Consider the following 15,576-nt stretch of genomic DNA (forward strand, 5'->3'; position numbering starts at 1 on the left):
ATCGCCCCTCAGGCGAAACGGCTAGTGGTATACCATTAGCCTATCCTGCCATCTTTCACCAAATCGGCCTGGATGTCGTGCCCGACGCAGCCCATGCTGTTGCGAGCCGTCAGACAAAGCAACAGCGCTCACAGGCGCAAGCCTGTGATCCGCGCCGGAGGAACAGCATGGTGGCCAGATCGATTTGGTGAAAGATGCTGAAGCGAGGCCTCGTCGTGAGCTGCCGGGATGTCCCTGACCGGAGGGAGCGGGCATCGACGGCACGCGAACGATGAGACGGCGAGCGCACCGCAGGAGAGAAGGATCATCTGGAGCGGACGCCCGAAGCATGAGGGCGTAGCGTAGGGCGATCCTCATCTCCGTCTTGTTTGAGGAAGTCGAGGCAGCGTCCGCTGATCGGCCCGATAGGCCGGGCGGGTGTTAACCCGCTCCGCAGGGAGAGGGGTGCTTGAGGGGAGAAGCGGCAAGTCTTTCGCCTCAAGACCGCGCCGGCTCGATGCCGGCAAGTCATGGGAATGGGAAGAGACGAGAGACGGGCTCCGCCGTCTCTCGCCGAGCATCAATCGTAGACGATCCGCGCGGCGCTGATGCAGATGCCCGTTTCGTGGGATATATCGCGGATGATCGGGCCGAGCCCACCCAGTTCTGCATCGGTCAGGCCGATTGTGCCCGGATAGCTGATTTCGATGCCCTCGCAGTCCGCATAATGCCACTCGCCATTGTTGACCCGATATTCACGAGTGGCGAAGTCGATTTCGAGGTCGTCAAGAAGGGTGATCTGGAAGCGGTTGAAGCATTCCTTTTCGCCCTCGAGCTGGAAGGCAGTGATGCCTTCGAGATCCGGTTCGCACACCTGTTCGCCCTGTAGCGCCATGATCGATCGCGCCCGTGCCATTGCGCATGCAAGCCCGTCGGCGAGCCGGTCGTGCAACGCTCTCGAAAAGTTATCTGTGCAACCGATGCGGTTCGCAAGGACGATTAGCCTGAAGCCCGCAAGCAGGGCAAGCTGATGGACGTAGTACCAGTCATTGGACATCGTATTGTCTCCATTCGTTCTGACGAAAGGAGGCCGCACAGTAGCCGCGAGGGGTCAGGGATCGCGGCACGCGACCGCCAGCGGCGGCAAGCGGAGGAACCGATTTTCTGACGCCGGCCGGCAGCCGGCGACTGAAAATTGGAGGGGCCGTGCAGTCCTTGACGCCGGAGTGGCGGGTGCACAATAGGACGTCAGAGAAGAAGAGTACCGCGGTGCCGGCAGGCGCCGCGACCGTTTCCGGCGACTAGCCGGCTGAGGAACCACCCGGCGCCGTTTCGACACGAGGCGGCGGCCTCGCCCTTGCCGCGAGGTGGATCGTGACTGAAGGCGGAAGCGGGCTCCGGGATGACGCGAAGCGACACAGTAGAGCCAGGCCAACGAAGGCCACTCGCCCGAACACATGTTCCCTACCTCAAACATCACAGGGATGAATCAATCCGGCGCAATGGATTCAAATCTGTCGTTGGACGTAGAGTCGGTGATCGGCGATTCTATCGGTATGATCGCGCAGCCTTACCAACTCTATGTCGAACGCACGGACGCCTCGAGGAACATGGCGCGCTACTACGCCATGGATATATCCCCGACACTGTTCGGGCAGACCTGCCTGACGCGGCGCTGGGGACGGATCGGTGCATACGGGCAGTTAAAGGCCCACGTCTTCGCCAGAGAAGAAGAGGCAGTGTCGCTGTTTCTCGACCTGCTCCGCCAGAAGCGATCTCGCGGCTATCGCCCGAAAGCGCATAAGCGACAGGGAGCTCCTAACCTTTGATCGTTGGTGGCGAAGCAGAGCTTCGAGCCTGCCGCTCGATCCGGCGCGCCTGGCTCGCGACACGGCCGAAGCCTCCGTCAGAACGGAGGCTCCGAGGTTGCCCATCCTTCCTGTTCTGCCACGATCATCTCGCGCTCGGCCAGTGCAAGTTCGAGTTCGGTCTCGATCTGCCGGCGCTCGGCGGGATCGGCGTTGCGGAGCTCGGCTTCGAGTTCGAGGATCGTGCGGTCGAGTTCGTTCGTCATCGTCGTCTCCTTGACGTTTGTGAAAGACGCGCGCTCGGGTCATGGCGGGATAGAGGGGTCAAGGATCGCGGATGCGACCGGCGGAGCCGGCGAGTGGGGGTGCCGATTTTGTCGGAGTGGAGGGAATCGGAGCGGAGACAAAATTGGGGGAACCGCTCGTCCTTGAGGCCTCTATCCCGCCATGACATCCTCGGAGGGACTGAGCAGACAACCAACCTCTCGTGTGGCACCGATAATGTCGGGAGCGGCAGATTGTGTCGCGGCGCTCGGAACGCCGTGTGCTGCGCTCGATCAGAAGCTGTGGAAATCCAGGGTTTAAGCCGCAAACACGAGCATCGAGCGATGACAGAAGGATAACCGCCTGTCACGGATTCCGTTATCAATCACGATGCGGAGACTGATATGACCACCACCAATGAAATCGCCGACAAGATCGCCACCGAGCACAGCCTGACCAAGGCCCAGGGCAAGGCGATCGTCGAAGCTGTGATTTCTTCGATCACCGATGCTGCTGTTGCTGGCAACGAAACATCCCTGCCAGGCTTCGGCAAGTTCAAGGTCAAGGAAACACCTGAGCGCGAGGCGCGCAATCCTGCGACCGGCGCAACGATCAAGGTTGCAGCGGCGAAGAAGCTGGCTTTTACGCCGGCCAAAGCCCTGAAGGATGCCCTGAACAAGTAAGCGAGTTCGGCTTGGGTGCGCGAGAGCCGGCGACATCGCATGCTCGGACGGACTGGCAAGCATCCCACCGTCCCGAGGGCACCGAAAACCGGAAGCAGGCTCGACACCAGCTTCCGGCTTCCTCATGTGGCAGACGCCGCCTTTTGGGCGGGGTCCCCTTCGTCCGATCACGCGGCTTCGCGGTTTGGGCGGTTCCAGATATAGGGCTCGCCGTTGCCTGAGACCGCCTTCCAGCCGGCTCCGAGCTCGGCGCCCTTGGCAACGGCCCTGAAATCCGGCGCGTCGCGCGAGACACGTTCGATCGGATGCAGGCGGACCTTCATTGCGACCGTGAGGGTACGGACGTTGCCCTGAATGACGTTGCCGTTGGTGGTGAATTCGCCGATGACTGCCATGACTTGGTTCCTTTCCGCTTGGTCGGGTCGCGCCATTGCGACCTCGATGGCGGTGTTCAGGACGGAGGCGATCGGCGCCGCACCCGAAGGGCTGGAACGAAGTGAAAGACGGCCGGATAGGGCTATTTTGCTTCGCGATGCAAAGGCGGGTTCGCCCGCCGGCGGAAAATAGTCCGTGACGGCAGTTGCGGGCAGACGATCGAGACGCAGTCGTCCTGCGGCCACACCCGGTTCATCGAGATCAGCTGTGGTGCGCCGATGTTCAAAGTGGAAGGCAGCCGCTCAGGGATTGGCATATTGGCATTTGCCCGCCAGCGACGCGACATCACGCGGGCCGCAGCCATCACCTGCGACAGTTTTTCGCGTCCTCGTCCCATCGACGCCTGCGTCTGACACATCCCCATTGCGGCCTCCGCTTGCGCGAGATAAGTCGCGCATTGGACGTCGCCTGCGGCATCAGGCGAACCATATTCAATCAGATTTGACGCCAATCCCAGCTACCATCAGCCGGAATCGGTATCCTGAGATGCGAAAAATTCGCCTCCAGCACCGGGCGCGACGATTGCGACCGTAAGGCCTCGCCGAGAAGGCGGGCGATCTTCACATCGTCAGCGGGTGCGATCGATGCGGCCCGCATGGGCTGCGAGGATCGGCCGCAACGCCTGGCGAATATCTTCTAGAAAGCGCGGGCCGAACCAGCCGCGCGGCGTTTGGCCGGCGTCGAAGTACCAGGACCGTTCGGCGATGTCGTAATTATATTCGCTGACGGTTACCCAACCGCGCTTGAAGACCGAAAGGCCGGCGCGACGCAGTTCGAGATCGGGAATTTCGAGCGCGATCTGGTCGGATCGCGGCGGAGTTCCCGATATCGGCAGGATCACCAGATGGGTCATGTTCTGGCGAGGATCGGGCACCGTAAGCGCCAGACAGACCGGCCGGTCCTTCTCGCCATGCTCGCGTCCTTCGTCGGCCTGCCAGCGCCAGAGATAGGGATAGCTGACGATGGTGCCGTTCGTAAAACGCTCAGCCGTCATGATCCCCAGCCTTATAGTCCGCCGATTGCCGGTCGAGCTCGCCGATGAGAAGTTCCGCCAGTTCGGAAGGAGTTTCGCCGGCGGCATAGACACGACGTGGATCCTCATTGCCCTTGAGGCGCTCGAACAGTTCGGTTGAGAGCACGACCAGCGATTCCCGGCCGTGCTTGGTGAGCGTAATCGGTGCGCGCCGAGCCTCGTCGTGATAGTGTCCGAAATGGCGGATGAATTCCGCAGTACTGACGGTCTTGGTGTTCATGAAAGTCTCCATGAGAGCGTTTTCTGCATTATACAGAAAATGCAGAAAACTTCAATTCGTGCAGATGCCACTTCCAGAGGTACATGCAAACTGCCACTTTACTCATCGATCTCAGGAACCATCGCATCCAAAATCCATCTGTCATCTCGTCCGCCCGTAAACTTGCTGGAAGAGCGTCAAGATTTGGTGCCGGGGCGATTTCGCTTGACCCATGGAGGATTACCGCTCGGATTTTGATCTACTGATCATCGTCAACAACCGTAAGCTTTGCGCTTCGCCGAGTACTGGCACAAGGCAGCCGACCGGCTGATCCACGACAAATCGATCGAAACGCCGGTGAGCTTCATCGTTCATTCGAGGCGCGAGGTGAACACTAACCTGGAAGAAGGACGGTACTTCTTTTTCGATATCCGCAAGGAAGGGATCGTTCTCTCTGAACTCGATGATGAGCTCCTTGCGGAGCCGCAGCCACTCGCCGTAGCCGATCGACTGCGCTTGGCGGAGGAACATTTTGAGCTGAAATTTAGCGAAGCGACGGTCATTTTGGAAACGGCTAAGTTTCAGCTTGGCAGATCAGAAAGGACCCCCGACGCTTGGACGAATTGGGCTGCTTTCAGCCTTCACCAGTCATTCGAACAAGCTTACTCCTGCGTCCTGCTGACACTCACCAATTACGGCCGCCTCCCACAACATCAAATTCTTCCGCTCACTCGTTGAGGAACAGGACCGCCGTCTTGAGAGCGTTTCCTCGCGATCAGCATCGTGAGCGCGCCTGGTTCAACACTCTTAACGAGGCCTATGTTAAAGCCCGGTATTCCAAGCATTTCGAGATCAAACGAGAAGGCTCTCAGCGCGCTGGCAGAGCAAACGGCTTTATTGCTTGAGCTGGTCAAGGCAGTGTGCTCCGAGCATCTGGCGAAGCTTGAGCGGAAGAGGGGGTCGGAACCACATCAAGCCGTGCAATGACGATCGGGATACGCAAAGTCCGTCCTATCCGCCCACCGCTTTCAGCTCGACAAGCGCCTTGATCGGCAGGTGATCCGAGGCAATCCGCGCCAGCGGCGTGTCGTGCGCCTCCACCTCCGAGATGATCCCCTTGCGGTTGGCGATGATGCGGTCGAGGGCGAGAAGCGGCAGGCCGGCGGGGAAGCTGGGGACGGCGGGGGGTAGCGGGCCGAAGGCGGATTGGAAGGTGTTGAGCGAGGAGCGGTCGCCGAGCCGCCATTCGTTTAGGTCGCCGAGCAGGATGGTCGGCATCTCCTGTCTGTCGTTGATGAGTTCGACCAGCATACGGGCCTGCTGGGCTCTGTTATGGCGTAGCAGGCCGAAATGCGCGGCGATGATGCGCAACACCCCGCCCTGCTCCAGCTCGATCTCGGCCACCAGCGCGCCACGCGGCTCCAGCCCCGGCAGCTTGACCTGGTGCACGTCATGCACGAGCCCCTTCTTGAAGAGCACGACATTGCCGTGCCAGCCATGCGCCTTGGCCATGCCGGCAACCGGCACCGGGATCAGCCCGGTCTCGCGCTCCAGCCGACCGAGATCGAGAATGCCGGTGCGTTCGCCGAAGCGCGTATCGGCCTCCTGCAGCGCGATGACGTCGGCGCCGATTTCATGGATCACCCGGCTGGTGCGCTCCGGATCGAAGCGGCGATCGGTGCCGACGCATTTGTGTACGTTGTAGGAGGCGATCAGCGTTCCCACACTGCGCGGCCGTGTTTCCGTGTAGGCCGGGTCGAGTCGCTTCTTCCTGCTTCTGATCGAGGCGAGAATGCTGGAAGGAAGATTATCTTTCTTGGCGTGCATCGGAAGGCGCGATCGTTCCGTTGATCAAAAAGGCTTCTCTCGGCAGTATAGGAGGGCAAGCGGAACTTGCCATGTCAAACGCCAAAAAAACGCGCGTAGCATCGACATGCAACGCACCGGTTTCTTGTTTTATGCATGTCGTCCTCCCAAAACGGCTGCACAGTTTTGGGCGACTTGCATCAGAGATAAGGCGAACCCAGCCACAGCACCTTCTCGAGCAGCCGCACCGGGAAGGGCCGCGCCCGCAAACCGTCGAGCGTCACCGGCGTCGCCGATTTCAGGGTTTCCTCGATATGCTCGTCGATCTCGCCGGCAAAACCTTCGTTCAGCACTTCGAGATCGACCTCGAAATTCAGCCTGAGCGAGCGTGGGTCGAGATTGGATGAGCCGACATAAGCCCAGGTGCCGTCGATCGTCAGCAGCTTCGAATGGCTGAAGCTGCCGGTCGAGCGCCAGATGCGGCAGTAACCCTTGAGGATCTGGTCGAATTGCGCCGTCATCGCCCGGTCGACCAGCACGAGGTTGTTGACCGCGGGCACGACGATATCGACTTCGACGCCGCGCCGCGCCGCCGTCACCAGGGCGCTGATCAATTCGCGGTCCGGCAGAAAATAGGGTGACATGATGCGGATCGATTGGCGCGCCACGGAAAAGGCGCCCATCAGCATCTTGTGGTTGGTCTCGACGCTGCGATCGGGCCCGGAGGCGACTACGCGCATCAGGATGGGATCGCCGGGACTGCGCTGCGGCGGTTCGATGCGCCAGGCCTCGCCATTCAACAGCTCCCGCGTGGAGAAGCGCCAATCCTCGGCAGCAAGGTCGAAGAGGTCGGCGACAACAGGGCCGGTGATGCTGAAATGCGTATCGTGAGCAAAGCTCTCGCCGGTCGCCTCCTCGCTGAAGCCGGCGCGGATGTTCATGCCGCCGGTCAGCGCGATCTTCCCGTCGACGATCAGGATCTTGCGGTGGGTGCGCAAATTGGCATAGGGCAGCCGCAACCCCATGATGACGTTGCCGTTGAAGACGGCGACGGTGACGCCCCCGTCCCGGAGATGGCCGAGAATGCTCGGCACCGAATAGCGTGCGCCGACCGCGTCGATCAGCACCCGGACCGCCACGCCGCGCTTGGCCGCCGCAATCAGCGCATCGGCGATGCGAAGGCCGATCGCGTCGCGATCGAAAATATAGGTTTCGAGCAGGATGCTGCGCGCCGCCTCGTCGATGCTCGATTTCATCGCCGCATAGGCCTCGTCGCCGGTCTCCAGCACGTCGATCGAATTGCCTGAGGTCAGCGGATTGCGCGTTACCCGATCGCCGAGCGTCTGGAGCGCCGCAAAGCGGCGGCCGAACTGGCTGATCACCGTTTCGGCCTCAGCGTCGAACGTTTCCAGCTCGTCGAACTCGGCCGCCGGCAGCAGCGCGTCGCGGCGGATGCTCAGCGATTTGCGGCGGATGCGGTTGATGCCGGCAATCGCATAGAGCACCGCACCGATGATCGGTGACAGGATGATGACGCCGACCCAGCCGATCGCCGCACGCACCTCCTCCTTAGTCATGGCGGCATGGATCGCCGCCGCGGCCCCCATGGCGATCGAAACGACAAAGAGGATATGCGGCCAGTAGGTCGACAGGAGATAGAACATCGCTGGCCAATATAGCCGCGAAACGGCAGCGTTCAATCGCGCCGGCTCTCTCCCATGACGCGAAATTTTTCGCCGTGACCATTTTGCCTGCCCGGCCACCCGTTTCGCCGCGGGAACAATCCCGGCGCCCGACGATTGATCCGGAGAGATGAGGATCGCATCATGAACATCGCTGCAAGCGTCGGCCCCGCCTTGGCGCTCGACGTCGCGGAAGCGGAAAGCATCGCCCAACTGCGGCATCAGGCCGAAAGCTGCACCCGCTGTGATCTCTACAGGAATGCCACGCAGATCGTCTTCGGTGAAGGGCCGCGGAAAACCGAGATTGTCCTTGTCGGCGAACAGCCGGGCGACCAGGAGGATGTGGCCGGTCGGCCGTTTGTCGGTCCCGCCGGCCGGTTGCTCGATCGCTGCCTTGAGGAGGCCGGTCTCGACCGTCAGCGCTGCTATGTCACCAATGCCGTCAAACATTTCAAGTTCACGCCCCGCGGCAAACGTCGGCTGCACGCAAAACCCAATGCCGGCGAGATTAGGCGTTGCGCCTGGTGGCTTGGAGCCGAACTCAACATCCTGCAACCGAAACTCGTCGTCACCCTCGGCGCTAGCGCGCTTTATGCGCTGCTCGGGCCAAAGGTGAAGCTGACGCCGGAACGCGGCCATATCCTACAGCCGGCTAATCATCCGCCTGTCCTCGTCACCATCCACCCCTCTTATCTCCTGCGCATCCGCGACGAGGCCGAGCAGCAGCGGCTGCGCCTGGATTTCGTGTCAGATCTGCACAAGGCGGCCGAGTTTGGCGCGCGCTGAACGTGTTTCTCAACCCTGTTATGCTGCATCGCGAAAATATTTGCGGTTGCAGCGTGATTTTGCTTGAAACGCTCCCGTTCCTCTGGAACCATCCAAGGAGTATCGCGTTCGGATGACGGCATCATTTGACTGGAGATCAGCGATGGCAGAAACTCGGGACGAGTGGATCAAGAAACGTGCATACGCCCTCTGGGAAGAAGAGGGCTATCCAACAGGGCGAGAATCCATCCATTGGGAACAGGCACGACACGAGCGCGAAGCGCTCGAACGGTCGAGCGCCTCTTCGGACGGCAAGGAAGTGAAGCCCAAGGCGAAGCGTAACGTCGCCGGCAGCAAGACCAACGGCGTCGTGACCCCTGCGCCGAAACGGACGGCAAGCCGAAAGACAGCTCTTTAAATACCGGAATACCGAGCAACTGAATTGAAAAAAGGGCGTCGTCTCGGCGCCCTTTGCTGCTGTTTGTCATAAGTTTGAATTAGTTCTGCATTATCGAATTTCGGAGGATGGGCTTCCATGCGGGGGTGAACAGAGGCCGGATGACGTTGCACGCTTTCAGGCTTCCTGAAAAAGTTGAGCCCTCGCCCAAAAACCGGGAACAAGTCTATGCGCTGGCTGTTTATGGCGAAACCCGGGAAGTTGCCATGAACGACGACCGCACCAATATCCGTTCCGTCCCGCTTGCCGCAGCCGACACCCGCACTGCGATCGCGGTCGTCTAGAGGGATGGAAATGTCGCTCCTCGTCATCGCCGCCCTGCTTTATCTCGGGCTCGCGCTCGGCTTCATCCTAGTCGTCGACAATCTCGTCGGGCTGGTTTTCCGCGATTCACGTGCGCCGGCTCAGCCGCCCTTCTTCAATATCGGCCGCGCCTTCGCCGCATCGCAAAAACTCCATCGAAAGTAGCACTGCGGCGCCGTTGGGCGCGACCTGTCGCTGAACCTCATCCAATACCGGCGCTGTCCAATTCGGGTATTTGCGCATCAGATCCACCTCGCTCGTGCAGCTGTCGTCACGCGCCGTCAGTTCGACCGAGATCGAGCGGCGGGATCCAGGCGGCCCTCGACGAGATGGTTAGCACCATCATGATGGTGCCAGCCGTCGTGAGAGACGGGAATGCGCGCGCCGCTCTGGCTGACCAGCACGGCATCGCGCTCGACCCCCCTTTGCAGCAGCCAGTCGCGCGGCGCCATGAGGCGGATGTCGACCTCGTAGGAACGGGCCCTCCCTTGCCTGAGTCACCGTATAGGACGGGGGACACTTGGCCATTGACGTCGATCCTGCCGTTTCCATCGGCTTTGACGATGTGGTTTTCCATGCGTTCGGCTCCCTCAAGTAGTGGCTCATGCGAGGCTGTCTCCTCGAAAACCGAGCGGAGGCGGCTTTTGTTCTGAAATCCGGATCAGTGATCACAAGGCCGGAACTTTCGGTCGCAACATCAGTTTGCCCCCTTTGCACACTCCGAAAAGGAGGCCGAACGGCGTGCCTGGGCGACGGTCAACAAGGAAAGCGGCGGCGGCAACAAATCCGGTTCCGGTCGCGGAAAGAAGGATACCCATGAATCCTCCGAAAACGGCGGGCGCGCCGGCGGCGCTGCATCCGCCGCACGATCGAAGGAGGAACGCTCCGCTTCGGCGAAGAAGGCGGCCGCGACGCGCAAGCGCCATGAGCACCACAGCCACCACTAAGAATATGCGACGGCGGCGATTTGCCTTCGGCCGCATCCGGCAAAGGATTTTCAGAGATGGCCAAATCGAAGAAAAAATGGTCGCAGAATGTTACCGAACACAGCGACGCGATGGACCTGAAGGAAGGCGTGTTCAAATCGGACGATCCGAAAAAGATCGCCCGCGCGGTCAAGCACTCGGCCGAGGAGAGCCATCGCCGCAAGTCGGGCCCGTTCCGCGCCGCCATGTCGATGTTGACCTTCTACATCAACCGCGCCGGCGACCAGCTTACGAAAAAACGGCGAGGCACCCTTGAAAAGGCCAAGGTCGAATTGCGAAAAGACTTCGGTCGTCAGCCGAAGGGATGATCAGCCATGGCCTACGAGCTTTATTATTGGGACGGTCTTCAAGGCCGCGGCGAATTCGTGCGGTTGGCGCTTGAGGAGGCGGGCGCCGATTATGTCGACGTCACCCGTGAGCCCGGTCGCGGTACGGATGCCATGTTCGCCCTGATGAAGAGCGACAGCGAACCGTATATTCCTTTCGCCCCGCCCTTCCTGAAGGACGGCGACCTCATTATCCCGCATGTTGCCAACATCCTGTTCTATCTCGGCCCGAAGCTCGGCCTTGCGCCTGAAGATGAAGGCCTTCGCCATGTCGCCAACGGCCTGCAGCTGACCGTCACCGATTTCGTCGCCGAAGTGCATGATACGCATCACCCGATCGACACATCGCTTTATTACGAGGACCAGAAGCAGGAAGCGAAGGCCCGCTCCGCCGCCTTCATCCGCGATCGCATTCCGAAATTCCTCGGTTATTTCGAGCGTGTGCTGCGGCAGAACCCTGGATGTCCCGACCATATTGTGGGAAATGCGCTCACCTATGTCGACCTGTCGCTCTTCCAGGTGATCGAAGGCATGACCTACGCCTTTCCGAAAGCCATGGCGAAGCGCAAGGCGGACTATCCCACCCTTCTTGCGCTGCATGACCGGGTGGCGAAGCGCCCGAACCTTGCCCGCTATCTCGCTTCCCCTCGCCGCCTCGCCTTCAACGAGGAGGGGATTTTCCGGCATTATCCCGAGCTCGACAGCGCGGGATGAGCGGAGAGACACTCATTCCAGCGGTGCGGCCGCATCGAAGAAATCGCGCCATGGGTCGCTCGGACGGGTTTCCAATCGCTGCGGCACATTGGCGAGCGTGAAGGCGGCCGGGCCGCTGATCTCGTTTAATTCAGACCAATCGATCGGCATCGAAACCGGCGCCCCCGGCCGTGCCCGTGTCGAATAGGCGGCAACCGCCGTATTGCCGCGGCCGTTGCGGAGATAATCGATATAGATATGGCCGCCGCGTTTGGCCTTCGTCGCAGTGGAGAGATACTTTTCCGGGGCGTCGGCCGACATGCTTTCGGCGAGGGAATGGGCGAAATCCTTCACCGCGGCCCAGCCGGCCTTCGGCGCAAGCGGCGCCACCACATGCAGCCCCTTGCCGCCCGAGGTCTTGACGAAGGCGGCAAGGCCGCGGGCTTTGAGCCGCGCGTTGACGTCGAGCGCCGCTGAAATCACCGCACTCCAGGCCACGTCCTCGCCGGGATCGAGGTCCATGGTGATCATATCCGGTCTTTCCCAATTCTCGGTCGTCGTGCCCCAGGGATGAATTTCGAGCGCCGCCGACTGCACTAGCGCCGTCAGACCGTTGAAATCGACAATCCGCAGCAGCTTTTCGCCGTCCCTTTCCTCAGGATCGGCGACCTCCTCGATATGAGGATTCATGCCCTTCCACGCATGCTTCTGGAAAAACCGCTGGTGACCCTTGATCCCATTAGGCAATCGCAGCAGCGCCAAAGGCCGATTGACCAGATAAGGCGCCATGAACGGCCAGACCGCCGCGTAATAATCCGCGAGCGCCTGCTTGCTCACGCCCTCGTCCGGCCAGTAGAGCCGGTCGGGATGGGTCAGCACGACGTCCGATGCGGGTGGATGACTTACCGGTGGATTTTGGGGGCTCATTCCTCGGTCTCGCGTGTGAGGAAATCAAGTAGCCTGTTTTCCTCGGCCCGCAAGCCCCGCAGTGGTTCGGCGCTCTCGATCAGCGGATGATCGTTGCCGGCAAGCGCAATGATTGCCGGATGGATATAGCTCGAGCGCGAGATCGCCGGTGTGTTGTGCAGAGCCTCGGCAGCCGCCTCCGACATCTGCTTCACCGTCGGCCGGCCGCCGCCGACAATCGTCTCGCGCGCCGCGCCGAAGGCGGCGAGCGAGCCGGCCCAGGTGCGGAAGGTCTTCGCCGAAATGGGAATGCCCGATATCTCGGCCAGATAGGCGTTCAACCGGCCGGAATCGATCGGCTTCAGCGCTCCGCTTTCATCCTTCCAGACGAAAAGCTGGCGGCCGGGCAGGTCGGCGATCTCCTCCAGAATTTTCTGCAGCCGTGGATGTTTGAGGCTGCGCTGGACGCGCTTGCCGCCCTTGGCGCGGAATTTCAGCTCGATCTGCCCGTCGACGATCTTCAGGTGCCGCTTCAGCAGGGTCGTTGCGCCATAGGTGCCGTTTTCCCGGACATAGGCCTGGTTGCCAACGCGCAGATGCGCCTCATCGAGCAGTGTCGTCAGCGCCGCAAGCACGCCGTCGATATCCTCGGTGCCGGTGTCGAGGTGGCGCAGCACGGTGCGGCGTATCCTAGGCAAGGCCCGGCCGAATTCGATCAGCTGATGGAATTTTCCCGCACTTCGGAAGGATTGCCAGTCCTTGTGATAGCGGTATTGCTTGCGGCCACGGGCATCGATGCCCGTCGCCTGCAGATGGCCGTTGTCATAGAGGCAGATCCAGACATTCTCATAGGCCGGCGGCAGGCCGAGCGCGCCGATGCGTGCCCGCTGCAATTCATCGGCAAGCGTCGTGCCGTCGGGCATGATATAGCTGAAGCCCTTGCCTTTCCTTCGCCTGCGGATGCCGGGTTCGGCGTCGCTGACATAAACGAGACCAAGTTCGGTGATGGCTTCGGCATTCATCTTTTCTGCGACCCGCTACTTGCTCCTGCGCCCGAACTGGAACCAGCGGCGGCGCTGGGCCTTGGTCGCCCCCTCCGGCGGCTGGGTCTGGCCTGTCGGCGCAAAGACTGCGACGCTCTGGGCATAGACGATGACCGGATTGTCCTGCTCATGCACCGCAAAGGCGTCGGTCTCCGTCCCGGTGTCGAGAATCCGCGACCAATGCTGCAGTCCGTTCACCTCGGGCAGGTGGATCTGACAGTCGCCGCCGGCGTTGAAGACGAGGAAAAGGTCGTCCATCGTCTCGGTATCGGGAGCATGCACGCTCCTCGAGAGATAGACGCCGAGCACCTGCAATCCATCATCGTTCCAGGCGCCGTCATCCATGAAGCTGCCGTCCGGCTTGTACCAAGCGATCTCGATGCGGCCGTCCTCGCTCACCTCCCCGGTCAGGAACCGTTCCTGGCGCAGCACCGGATGCGCCTTGCGGAAGGCGACGGCCTGGCGGCAGAAATCGAGGAAGGGATCGTCGAGCCCATCCCAGCCCGTCCAGCCGATTTCATTGTCCTGGCAATAGGCGTTGTTGTTGCCGCCCTGGCTGTTGCCGAGTTCGTCGCCGGCCAGGATCATCGGCACGCCCTGGGAGAGCATCAGGGTCGCAATCATGTTGCGCCGACGCCGCGCCCGAGCGGCATTGATGTCGGCATTATCGGTAGCACCCTCGGCGCCCATATTGTCGGAATGATTATCCGAATGGCCGTCGCGGTTGTCCTCGCCGTTCGCCTCATTGTGCTTGCCGTCGAAGGAGACCGTATCCATCAGGGTGAAACCGTCATGAGCCGACAGAAGGTTGACTGACGAGGTGGCGCCCCGGTCCGAATGGTTGAATTGCGGGGCCGAGCCGGTGACGCGGGCCGCCACCTCCGACACCATGCCGCCATCGCCCTTCCAGAAACGGCGCACATCGTCGCGGAACTTGTCGTTCCATTCGCGGAAGGGATGCGGGAAACCGCCGACCTGATAACCGCCCTCGCCGATATCCCACGGTTCGGCGATCAGCTTGACGCCGGAGAGGATCGGATCCTGCCGGATGGCGCCGAAGAAGCCGCCCTGGCGATCGAATTCCAGATCCTGCCTCCCGAGCGTGCTGGCGAGATCGAAGCGGAAGCCGTCGATATGCATGACTCCGACCCAGTAGCGCAGGCTGTCGAGCACCATGCGCATCACCATCGGATGAGCGACATTCAGCGTATTGCCGGTGCCGGTCGTATCGAAAGTGTGGCGGGGATCGTCGGGCGAGAGGATGTAATAGCTGGCATTGTCGAGCCCGCGGAAGGACAGGGTCGGTCCTTTCTCGCTGCCCTCGGCGGTGTGGTTATAAACCACATCCATGATCACCTCGATGCCGGCGGCATGGAACTTCCGCACCATGGTCTTGATCTCGGTGATCTTGTCGCCGGACATGTAGCGCGATTGCGGCGCGAAGAAGCCGAGCGTCTGGTAGCCCCAGTAATTGCTGAGGTTCTGCTCTAGGAGATATCGATCGTCGAGGAAATACTGGATCGGCAAAAGCTCGATCGCCGAGATGCCGAGCTTGACGAGATGATCGATGATCGGATCGCTGCACATGCCGAGAAAGGTGCCGCGCAGCCGGTCGGGCACTTTCGGATGGGTCATCGTCAGGCCGCGCACATGCGCTTCGTAGATGATTGTGTCGGGCCAGGGACGGCGGATCGCCTCTTCACCCGCCCAGTCGAAATCCGGATCCTGCACCACGCCCTTGACCATGAAGGGCGCGCTGTCGCGCTCGTCGAAGGAAAGGTCGTCTTCGCCGATCTGATAACCGAACAGGGCGTCGTCCCATTTCAGGTCGCCCGTCACCTGTTTGGCATAGGGGTCGAGCAGAAGCTTGTTCGGATTGAAACGGTGGCCGGCGCCCGGGTCGTAAGGACCATGGGCGCGATAGCCATAAACGGTGCCCGGCCCGACACCGGCGATATAGCCCGACCAGATGTCGCCCTCGCGTTTCGGCAGCGGCATCCGCGCGATCTCGTTTTTTCCGTCGGGTGAAAAGAGGCAGAGCTCTATCTGTTCGGCATGCGCCGAGAAGATGGCGAAGTGAGTGCCGGAACCCGTATACTCCGCGCCGAGTTCCGGCTTCAGGAAGTCGAGTTCCGAAAATGAAAAGCTCATGATGCCCCGCTCAATGAAAAGACCAAGCGGGAAACGTTACGGTGGTTCGAAAGTTCC

18 protein-coding genes and 4 pseudogenes are annotated in these 15,576 nt (G+C 61.1%); 10 read left to right on the forward strand and 12 right to left on the reverse strand.

Translation table 11 applies throughout. The features are described from left to right. Nucleotides 1–559 precede the first annotated feature (559 nt). Nucleotides 560–1,036, reverse strand: coding sequence for a hypothetical protein (locus FHX14_RS02265; protein ID WP_054184719.1), 477 nt, complete (start codon nucleotides 1,034–1,036; stop codon nucleotides 560–562). 427 nt (nucleotides 1,037–1,463) lie between these two features. Between FHX14_RS02265 and FHX14_RS02270 the strand changes: the two genes are divergently transcribed. After that, nucleotides 1,464–1,808: a WGR domain-containing protein gene (locus FHX14_RS02270; RefSeq protein WP_184375863.1), complete on the forward strand. Its 345-nt coding sequence runs from the start codon at nucleotides 1,464–1,466 to the stop codon at nucleotides 1,806–1,808. A 77-nt stretch (nucleotides 1,809–1,885) separates the two neighbouring features. Here FHX14_RS02270 and FHX14_RS02275 read toward each other — a convergent pair whose 3' ends face one another. Further along, complete coding sequence (locus FHX14_RS02275) at nucleotides 1,886–2,053, reverse strand: hypothetical protein (RefSeq protein ID WP_003594538.1); 168 nt, start codon at nucleotides 2,051–2,053, stop codon at nucleotides 1,886–1,888. A gap of 402 nt (nucleotides 2,054–2,455) precedes the next feature. Between FHX14_RS02275 and FHX14_RS02280 the strand changes: the two genes are divergently transcribed. After that, nucleotides 2,456–2,734 (forward strand): HU family DNA-binding protein, encoded by a 279-nt coding sequence (locus tag FHX14_RS02280; protein WP_003594536.1) that lies wholly within the window; start codon nucleotides 2,456–2,458, stop codon nucleotides 2,732–2,734. Nucleotides 2,735–2,931: 197 nt separating this feature from the next. Here the strand turns inward: FHX14_RS02280 and FHX14_RS02285 are convergent. From FHX14_RS02285 to FHX14_RS02300, 4 genes and pseudogenes are all read right to left on the reverse strand, one after another. Beyond that, a pseudogene (locus FHX14_RS02285) lies at nucleotides 2,932–3,129 on the reverse strand (DUF736 family protein); the annotation flags it as partial. Between the two features lie 122 nt (nucleotides 3,130–3,251). After that, entirely contained in the window at nucleotides 3,252–3,620 is a 369-nt protein-coding gene (locus tag FHX14_RS02290) for a hypothetical protein (protein ID WP_184375868.1), read from the reverse strand. A 117-nt stretch (nucleotides 3,621–3,737) separates the two neighbouring features. Continuing rightward, the gene (locus FHX14_RS02295) at nucleotides 3,738–4,163 is read right to left on the reverse strand and encodes a hypothetical protein (protein ID WP_184375870.1); all 426 of its coding nucleotides are present in this window, start codon (nucleotides 4,161–4,163) and stop codon (nucleotides 3,738–3,740) included. Then, nucleotides 4,153–4,422, reverse strand: a complete 270-nt coding sequence (locus FHX14_RS02300) for a type II toxin-antitoxin system prevent-host-death family antitoxin (RefSeq protein ID WP_184375873.1) — start codon at nucleotides 4,420–4,422, stop codon at nucleotides 4,153–4,155. The genes FHX14_RS02295 and FHX14_RS02300 overlap by 11 nt, the downstream gene beginning before the upstream one ends. Nucleotides 4,423–4,633: 211 nt before the next feature. Here FHX14_RS02300 and FHX14_RS02305 point away from each other — a divergent pair. After that, nucleotides 4,634–5,388, forward strand: a pseudogene (locus FHX14_RS02305) (HEPN domain-containing protein); the annotation flags it as partial. Between the two features lie 24 nt (nucleotides 5,389–5,412). Here the strand turns inward: FHX14_RS02305 and FHX14_RS02310 are convergent. Continuing rightward, a complete protein-coding gene (locus tag FHX14_RS02310; RefSeq protein ID WP_003594532.1) occupies nucleotides 5,413–6,228 on the reverse strand; it encodes an endonuclease/exonuclease/phosphatase family protein in 816 nt (271 codons plus the stop codon). A gap of 179 nt (nucleotides 6,229–6,407) precedes the next feature. Beyond that, nucleotides 6,408–7,871, reverse strand: a complete 1,464-nt coding sequence (locus tag FHX14_RS02315; protein WP_054184733.1) for a phosphatidylserine/phosphatidylglycerophosphate/cardiolipin synthase family protein — start codon at nucleotides 7,869–7,871, stop codon at nucleotides 6,408–6,410. 162 nt (nucleotides 7,872–8,033) lie between these two features. Here FHX14_RS02315 and FHX14_RS02320 point away from each other — a divergent pair, with 162 nt between their 5' ends. The 4 genes from FHX14_RS02320 to FHX14_RS02335 all read left to right on the forward strand — a co-directional run bounded on the left by FHX14_RS02320 (nucleotide 8,034) and on the right by FHX14_RS02335 (nucleotide 9,579). Next, on the forward strand, nucleotides 8,034–8,675 hold the full coding sequence (locus FHX14_RS02320) for a UdgX family uracil-DNA binding protein (RefSeq protein ID WP_184375882.1): 642 nt from the start codon (nucleotides 8,034–8,036) through the stop codon (nucleotides 8,673–8,675). Nucleotides 8,676–8,817: 142 nt separating this feature from the next. Then, nucleotides 8,818–9,072: a DUF2934 domain-containing protein gene (locus FHX14_RS02325; RefSeq protein ID WP_003594526.1), complete on the forward strand. Its 255-nt coding sequence runs from the start codon at nucleotides 8,818–8,820 to the stop codon at nucleotides 9,070–9,072. A 140-nt stretch (nucleotides 9,073–9,212) separates the two neighbouring features. Beyond that, nucleotides 9,213–9,395, forward strand: a complete 183-nt coding sequence (locus FHX14_RS02330; RefSeq protein ID WP_184375884.1) for a hypothetical protein — start codon at nucleotides 9,213–9,215, stop codon at nucleotides 9,393–9,395. Between the two features lie 10 nt (nucleotides 9,396–9,405). After that, a complete protein-coding gene (locus tag FHX14_RS02335; RefSeq protein WP_184375887.1) occupies nucleotides 9,406–9,579 on the forward strand; it encodes a hypothetical protein in 174 nt (57 codons plus the stop codon). Nucleotides 9,580–9,636: 57 nt separating this feature from the next. Here the strand turns inward: FHX14_RS02335 and FHX14_RS02340 are convergent. Then, a pseudogene (locus FHX14_RS02340) lies at nucleotides 9,637–9,991 on the reverse strand (hypothetical protein); the annotation flags it as partial. A 142-nt stretch (nucleotides 9,992–10,133) separates the two neighbouring features. Between FHX14_RS02340 and FHX14_RS02345 the strand changes: the two are divergent. The 3 genes and pseudogenes from FHX14_RS02345 to FHX14_RS02355 form a co-directional block, all read left to right on the forward strand. Then, a pseudogene (locus tag FHX14_RS02345) lies at nucleotides 10,134–10,361 on the forward strand (plasmid stabilization protein); the annotation flags it as partial. 56 nt (nucleotides 10,362–10,417) lie between these two features. Beyond that, nucleotides 10,418–10,708 (forward strand): DUF3175 domain-containing protein, encoded by a 291-nt coding sequence (locus tag FHX14_RS02350; RefSeq protein ID WP_003594518.1) that lies wholly within the window; start codon nucleotides 10,418–10,420, stop codon nucleotides 10,706–10,708. Between the two features lie 6 nt (nucleotides 10,709–10,714). Beyond that, the gene (locus FHX14_RS02355) at nucleotides 10,715–11,440 is read left to right on the forward strand and encodes a glutathione S-transferase (RefSeq protein WP_184375890.1); all 726 of its coding nucleotides are present in this window, start codon (nucleotides 10,715–10,717) and stop codon (nucleotides 11,438–11,440) included. Nucleotides 11,441–11,452: 12 nt separating this feature from the next. Here the strand turns inward: FHX14_RS02355 and ligD are convergent, their stop codons facing one another. From ligD to glgX, 3 genes are read right to left on the reverse strand one after another with little or no spacing between them, the layout of a single operon-like run. Then, nucleotides 11,453–12,346 carry a non-homologous end-joining DNA ligase gene (gene ligD, locus FHX14_RS02360; RefSeq protein ID WP_184375892.1) on the reverse strand — a complete coding sequence of 298 codons (894 nt, stop codon included), beginning with the start codon at nucleotides 12,344–12,346 and terminating at the stop codon, nucleotides 11,453–11,455. After that, entirely contained in the window at nucleotides 12,343–13,347 is a 1,005-nt protein-coding gene (locus FHX14_RS02365) for a DNA topoisomerase IB (RefSeq protein ID WP_184375894.1), read from the reverse strand. Before FHX14_RS02365 ends, ligD begins: the two co-directional genes overlap by 4 nt. A 15-nt stretch (nucleotides 13,348–13,362) precedes the next feature. Continuing rightward, nucleotides 13,363–15,519 carry a glycogen debranching protein GlgX gene (gene glgX / locus FHX14_RS02370; protein WP_003594510.1) on the reverse strand — a complete coding sequence of 719 codons (2,157 nt, stop codon included), beginning with the start codon at nucleotides 15,517–15,519 and terminating at the stop codon, nucleotides 13,363–13,365. Nucleotides 15,520–15,576: the final 57 nt, after the last annotated feature.

It is taken from the genome of Rhizobium sp. BK619 (assembly GCF_014195245.1).
GTDB classification, from domain to species: Bacteria; Pseudomonadota; Alphaproteobacteria; order Rhizobiales; family Rhizobiaceae; genus Rhizobium; species Rhizobium acidisoli.

Excerpts from the sequence above, each read along its gene's own strand:
- FHX14_RS02265 (WP_054184719.1), bottom strand. The coding sequence starts at position 1,036 with ATGTCCAATGACTGGTACTACGTCCATCAGCTTGCCCTGCTTGCGGGC.
- FHX14_RS02270 (WP_184375863.1), top strand. The coding sequence starts at position 1,464 with ATGAATCAATCCGGCGCAATGGATTCAAATCTGTCGTTGGACGTAGAG.
- FHX14_RS02275 (WP_003594538.1), bottom strand. The coding sequence starts at position 2,053 with ATGACGAACGAACTCGACCGCACGATCCTCGAACTCGAAGCCGAGCTC.
- FHX14_RS02280 (WP_003594536.1), top strand. The coding sequence starts at position 2,456 with ATGACCACCACCAATGAAATCGCCGACAAGATCGCCACCGAGCACAGC.
- FHX14_RS02295 (WP_184375870.1), bottom strand. The coding sequence starts at position 4,163 with ATGACGGCTGAGCGTTTTACGAACGGCACCATCGTCAGCTATCCCTAT.
- FHX14_RS02300 (WP_184375873.1), bottom strand. The coding sequence starts at position 4,422 with ATGAACACCAAGACCGTCAGTACTGCGGAATTCATCCGCCATTTCGGA.
- FHX14_RS02310 (WP_003594532.1), bottom strand. The coding sequence starts at position 6,228 with ATGCACGCCAAGAAAGATAATCTTCCTTCCAGCATTCTCGCCTCGATC.
- FHX14_RS02315 (WP_054184733.1), bottom strand. The coding sequence starts at position 7,871 with ATGTTCTATCTCCTGTCGACCTACTGGCCGCATATCCTCTTTGTCGTT.
- FHX14_RS02320 (WP_184375882.1), top strand. The coding sequence starts at position 8,034 with ATGAACATCGCTGCAAGCGTCGGCCCCGCCTTGGCGCTCGACGTCGCG.
- FHX14_RS02325 (WP_003594526.1), top strand. The coding sequence starts at position 8,818 with ATGGCAGAAACTCGGGACGAGTGGATCAAGAAACGTGCATACGCCCTC.
- FHX14_RS02330 (WP_184375884.1), top strand. The coding sequence starts at position 9,213 with ATGACGTTGCACGCTTTCAGGCTTCCTGAAAAAGTTGAGCCCTCGCCC.
- FHX14_RS02335 (WP_184375887.1), top strand. The coding sequence starts at position 9,406 with ATGTCGCTCCTCGTCATCGCCGCCCTGCTTTATCTCGGGCTCGCGCTC.
- FHX14_RS02350 (WP_003594518.1), top strand. The coding sequence starts at position 10,418 with ATGGCCAAATCGAAGAAAAAATGGTCGCAGAATGTTACCGAACACAGC.
- FHX14_RS02355 (WP_184375890.1), top strand. The coding sequence starts at position 10,715 with ATGGCCTACGAGCTTTATTATTGGGACGGTCTTCAAGGCCGCGGCGAA.
- ligD (WP_184375892.1), bottom strand. The coding sequence starts at position 12,346 with ATGAGCCCCCAAAATCCACCGGTAAGTCATCCACCCGCATCGGACGTC.
- FHX14_RS02365 (WP_184375894.1), bottom strand. The coding sequence starts at position 13,347 with ATGAATGCCGAAGCCATCACCGAACTTGGTCTCGTTTATGTCAGCGAC.
- glgX (WP_003594510.1), bottom strand. The coding sequence starts at position 15,519 with ATGAGCTTTTCATTTTCGGAACTCGACTTCCTGAAGCCGGAACTCGGC.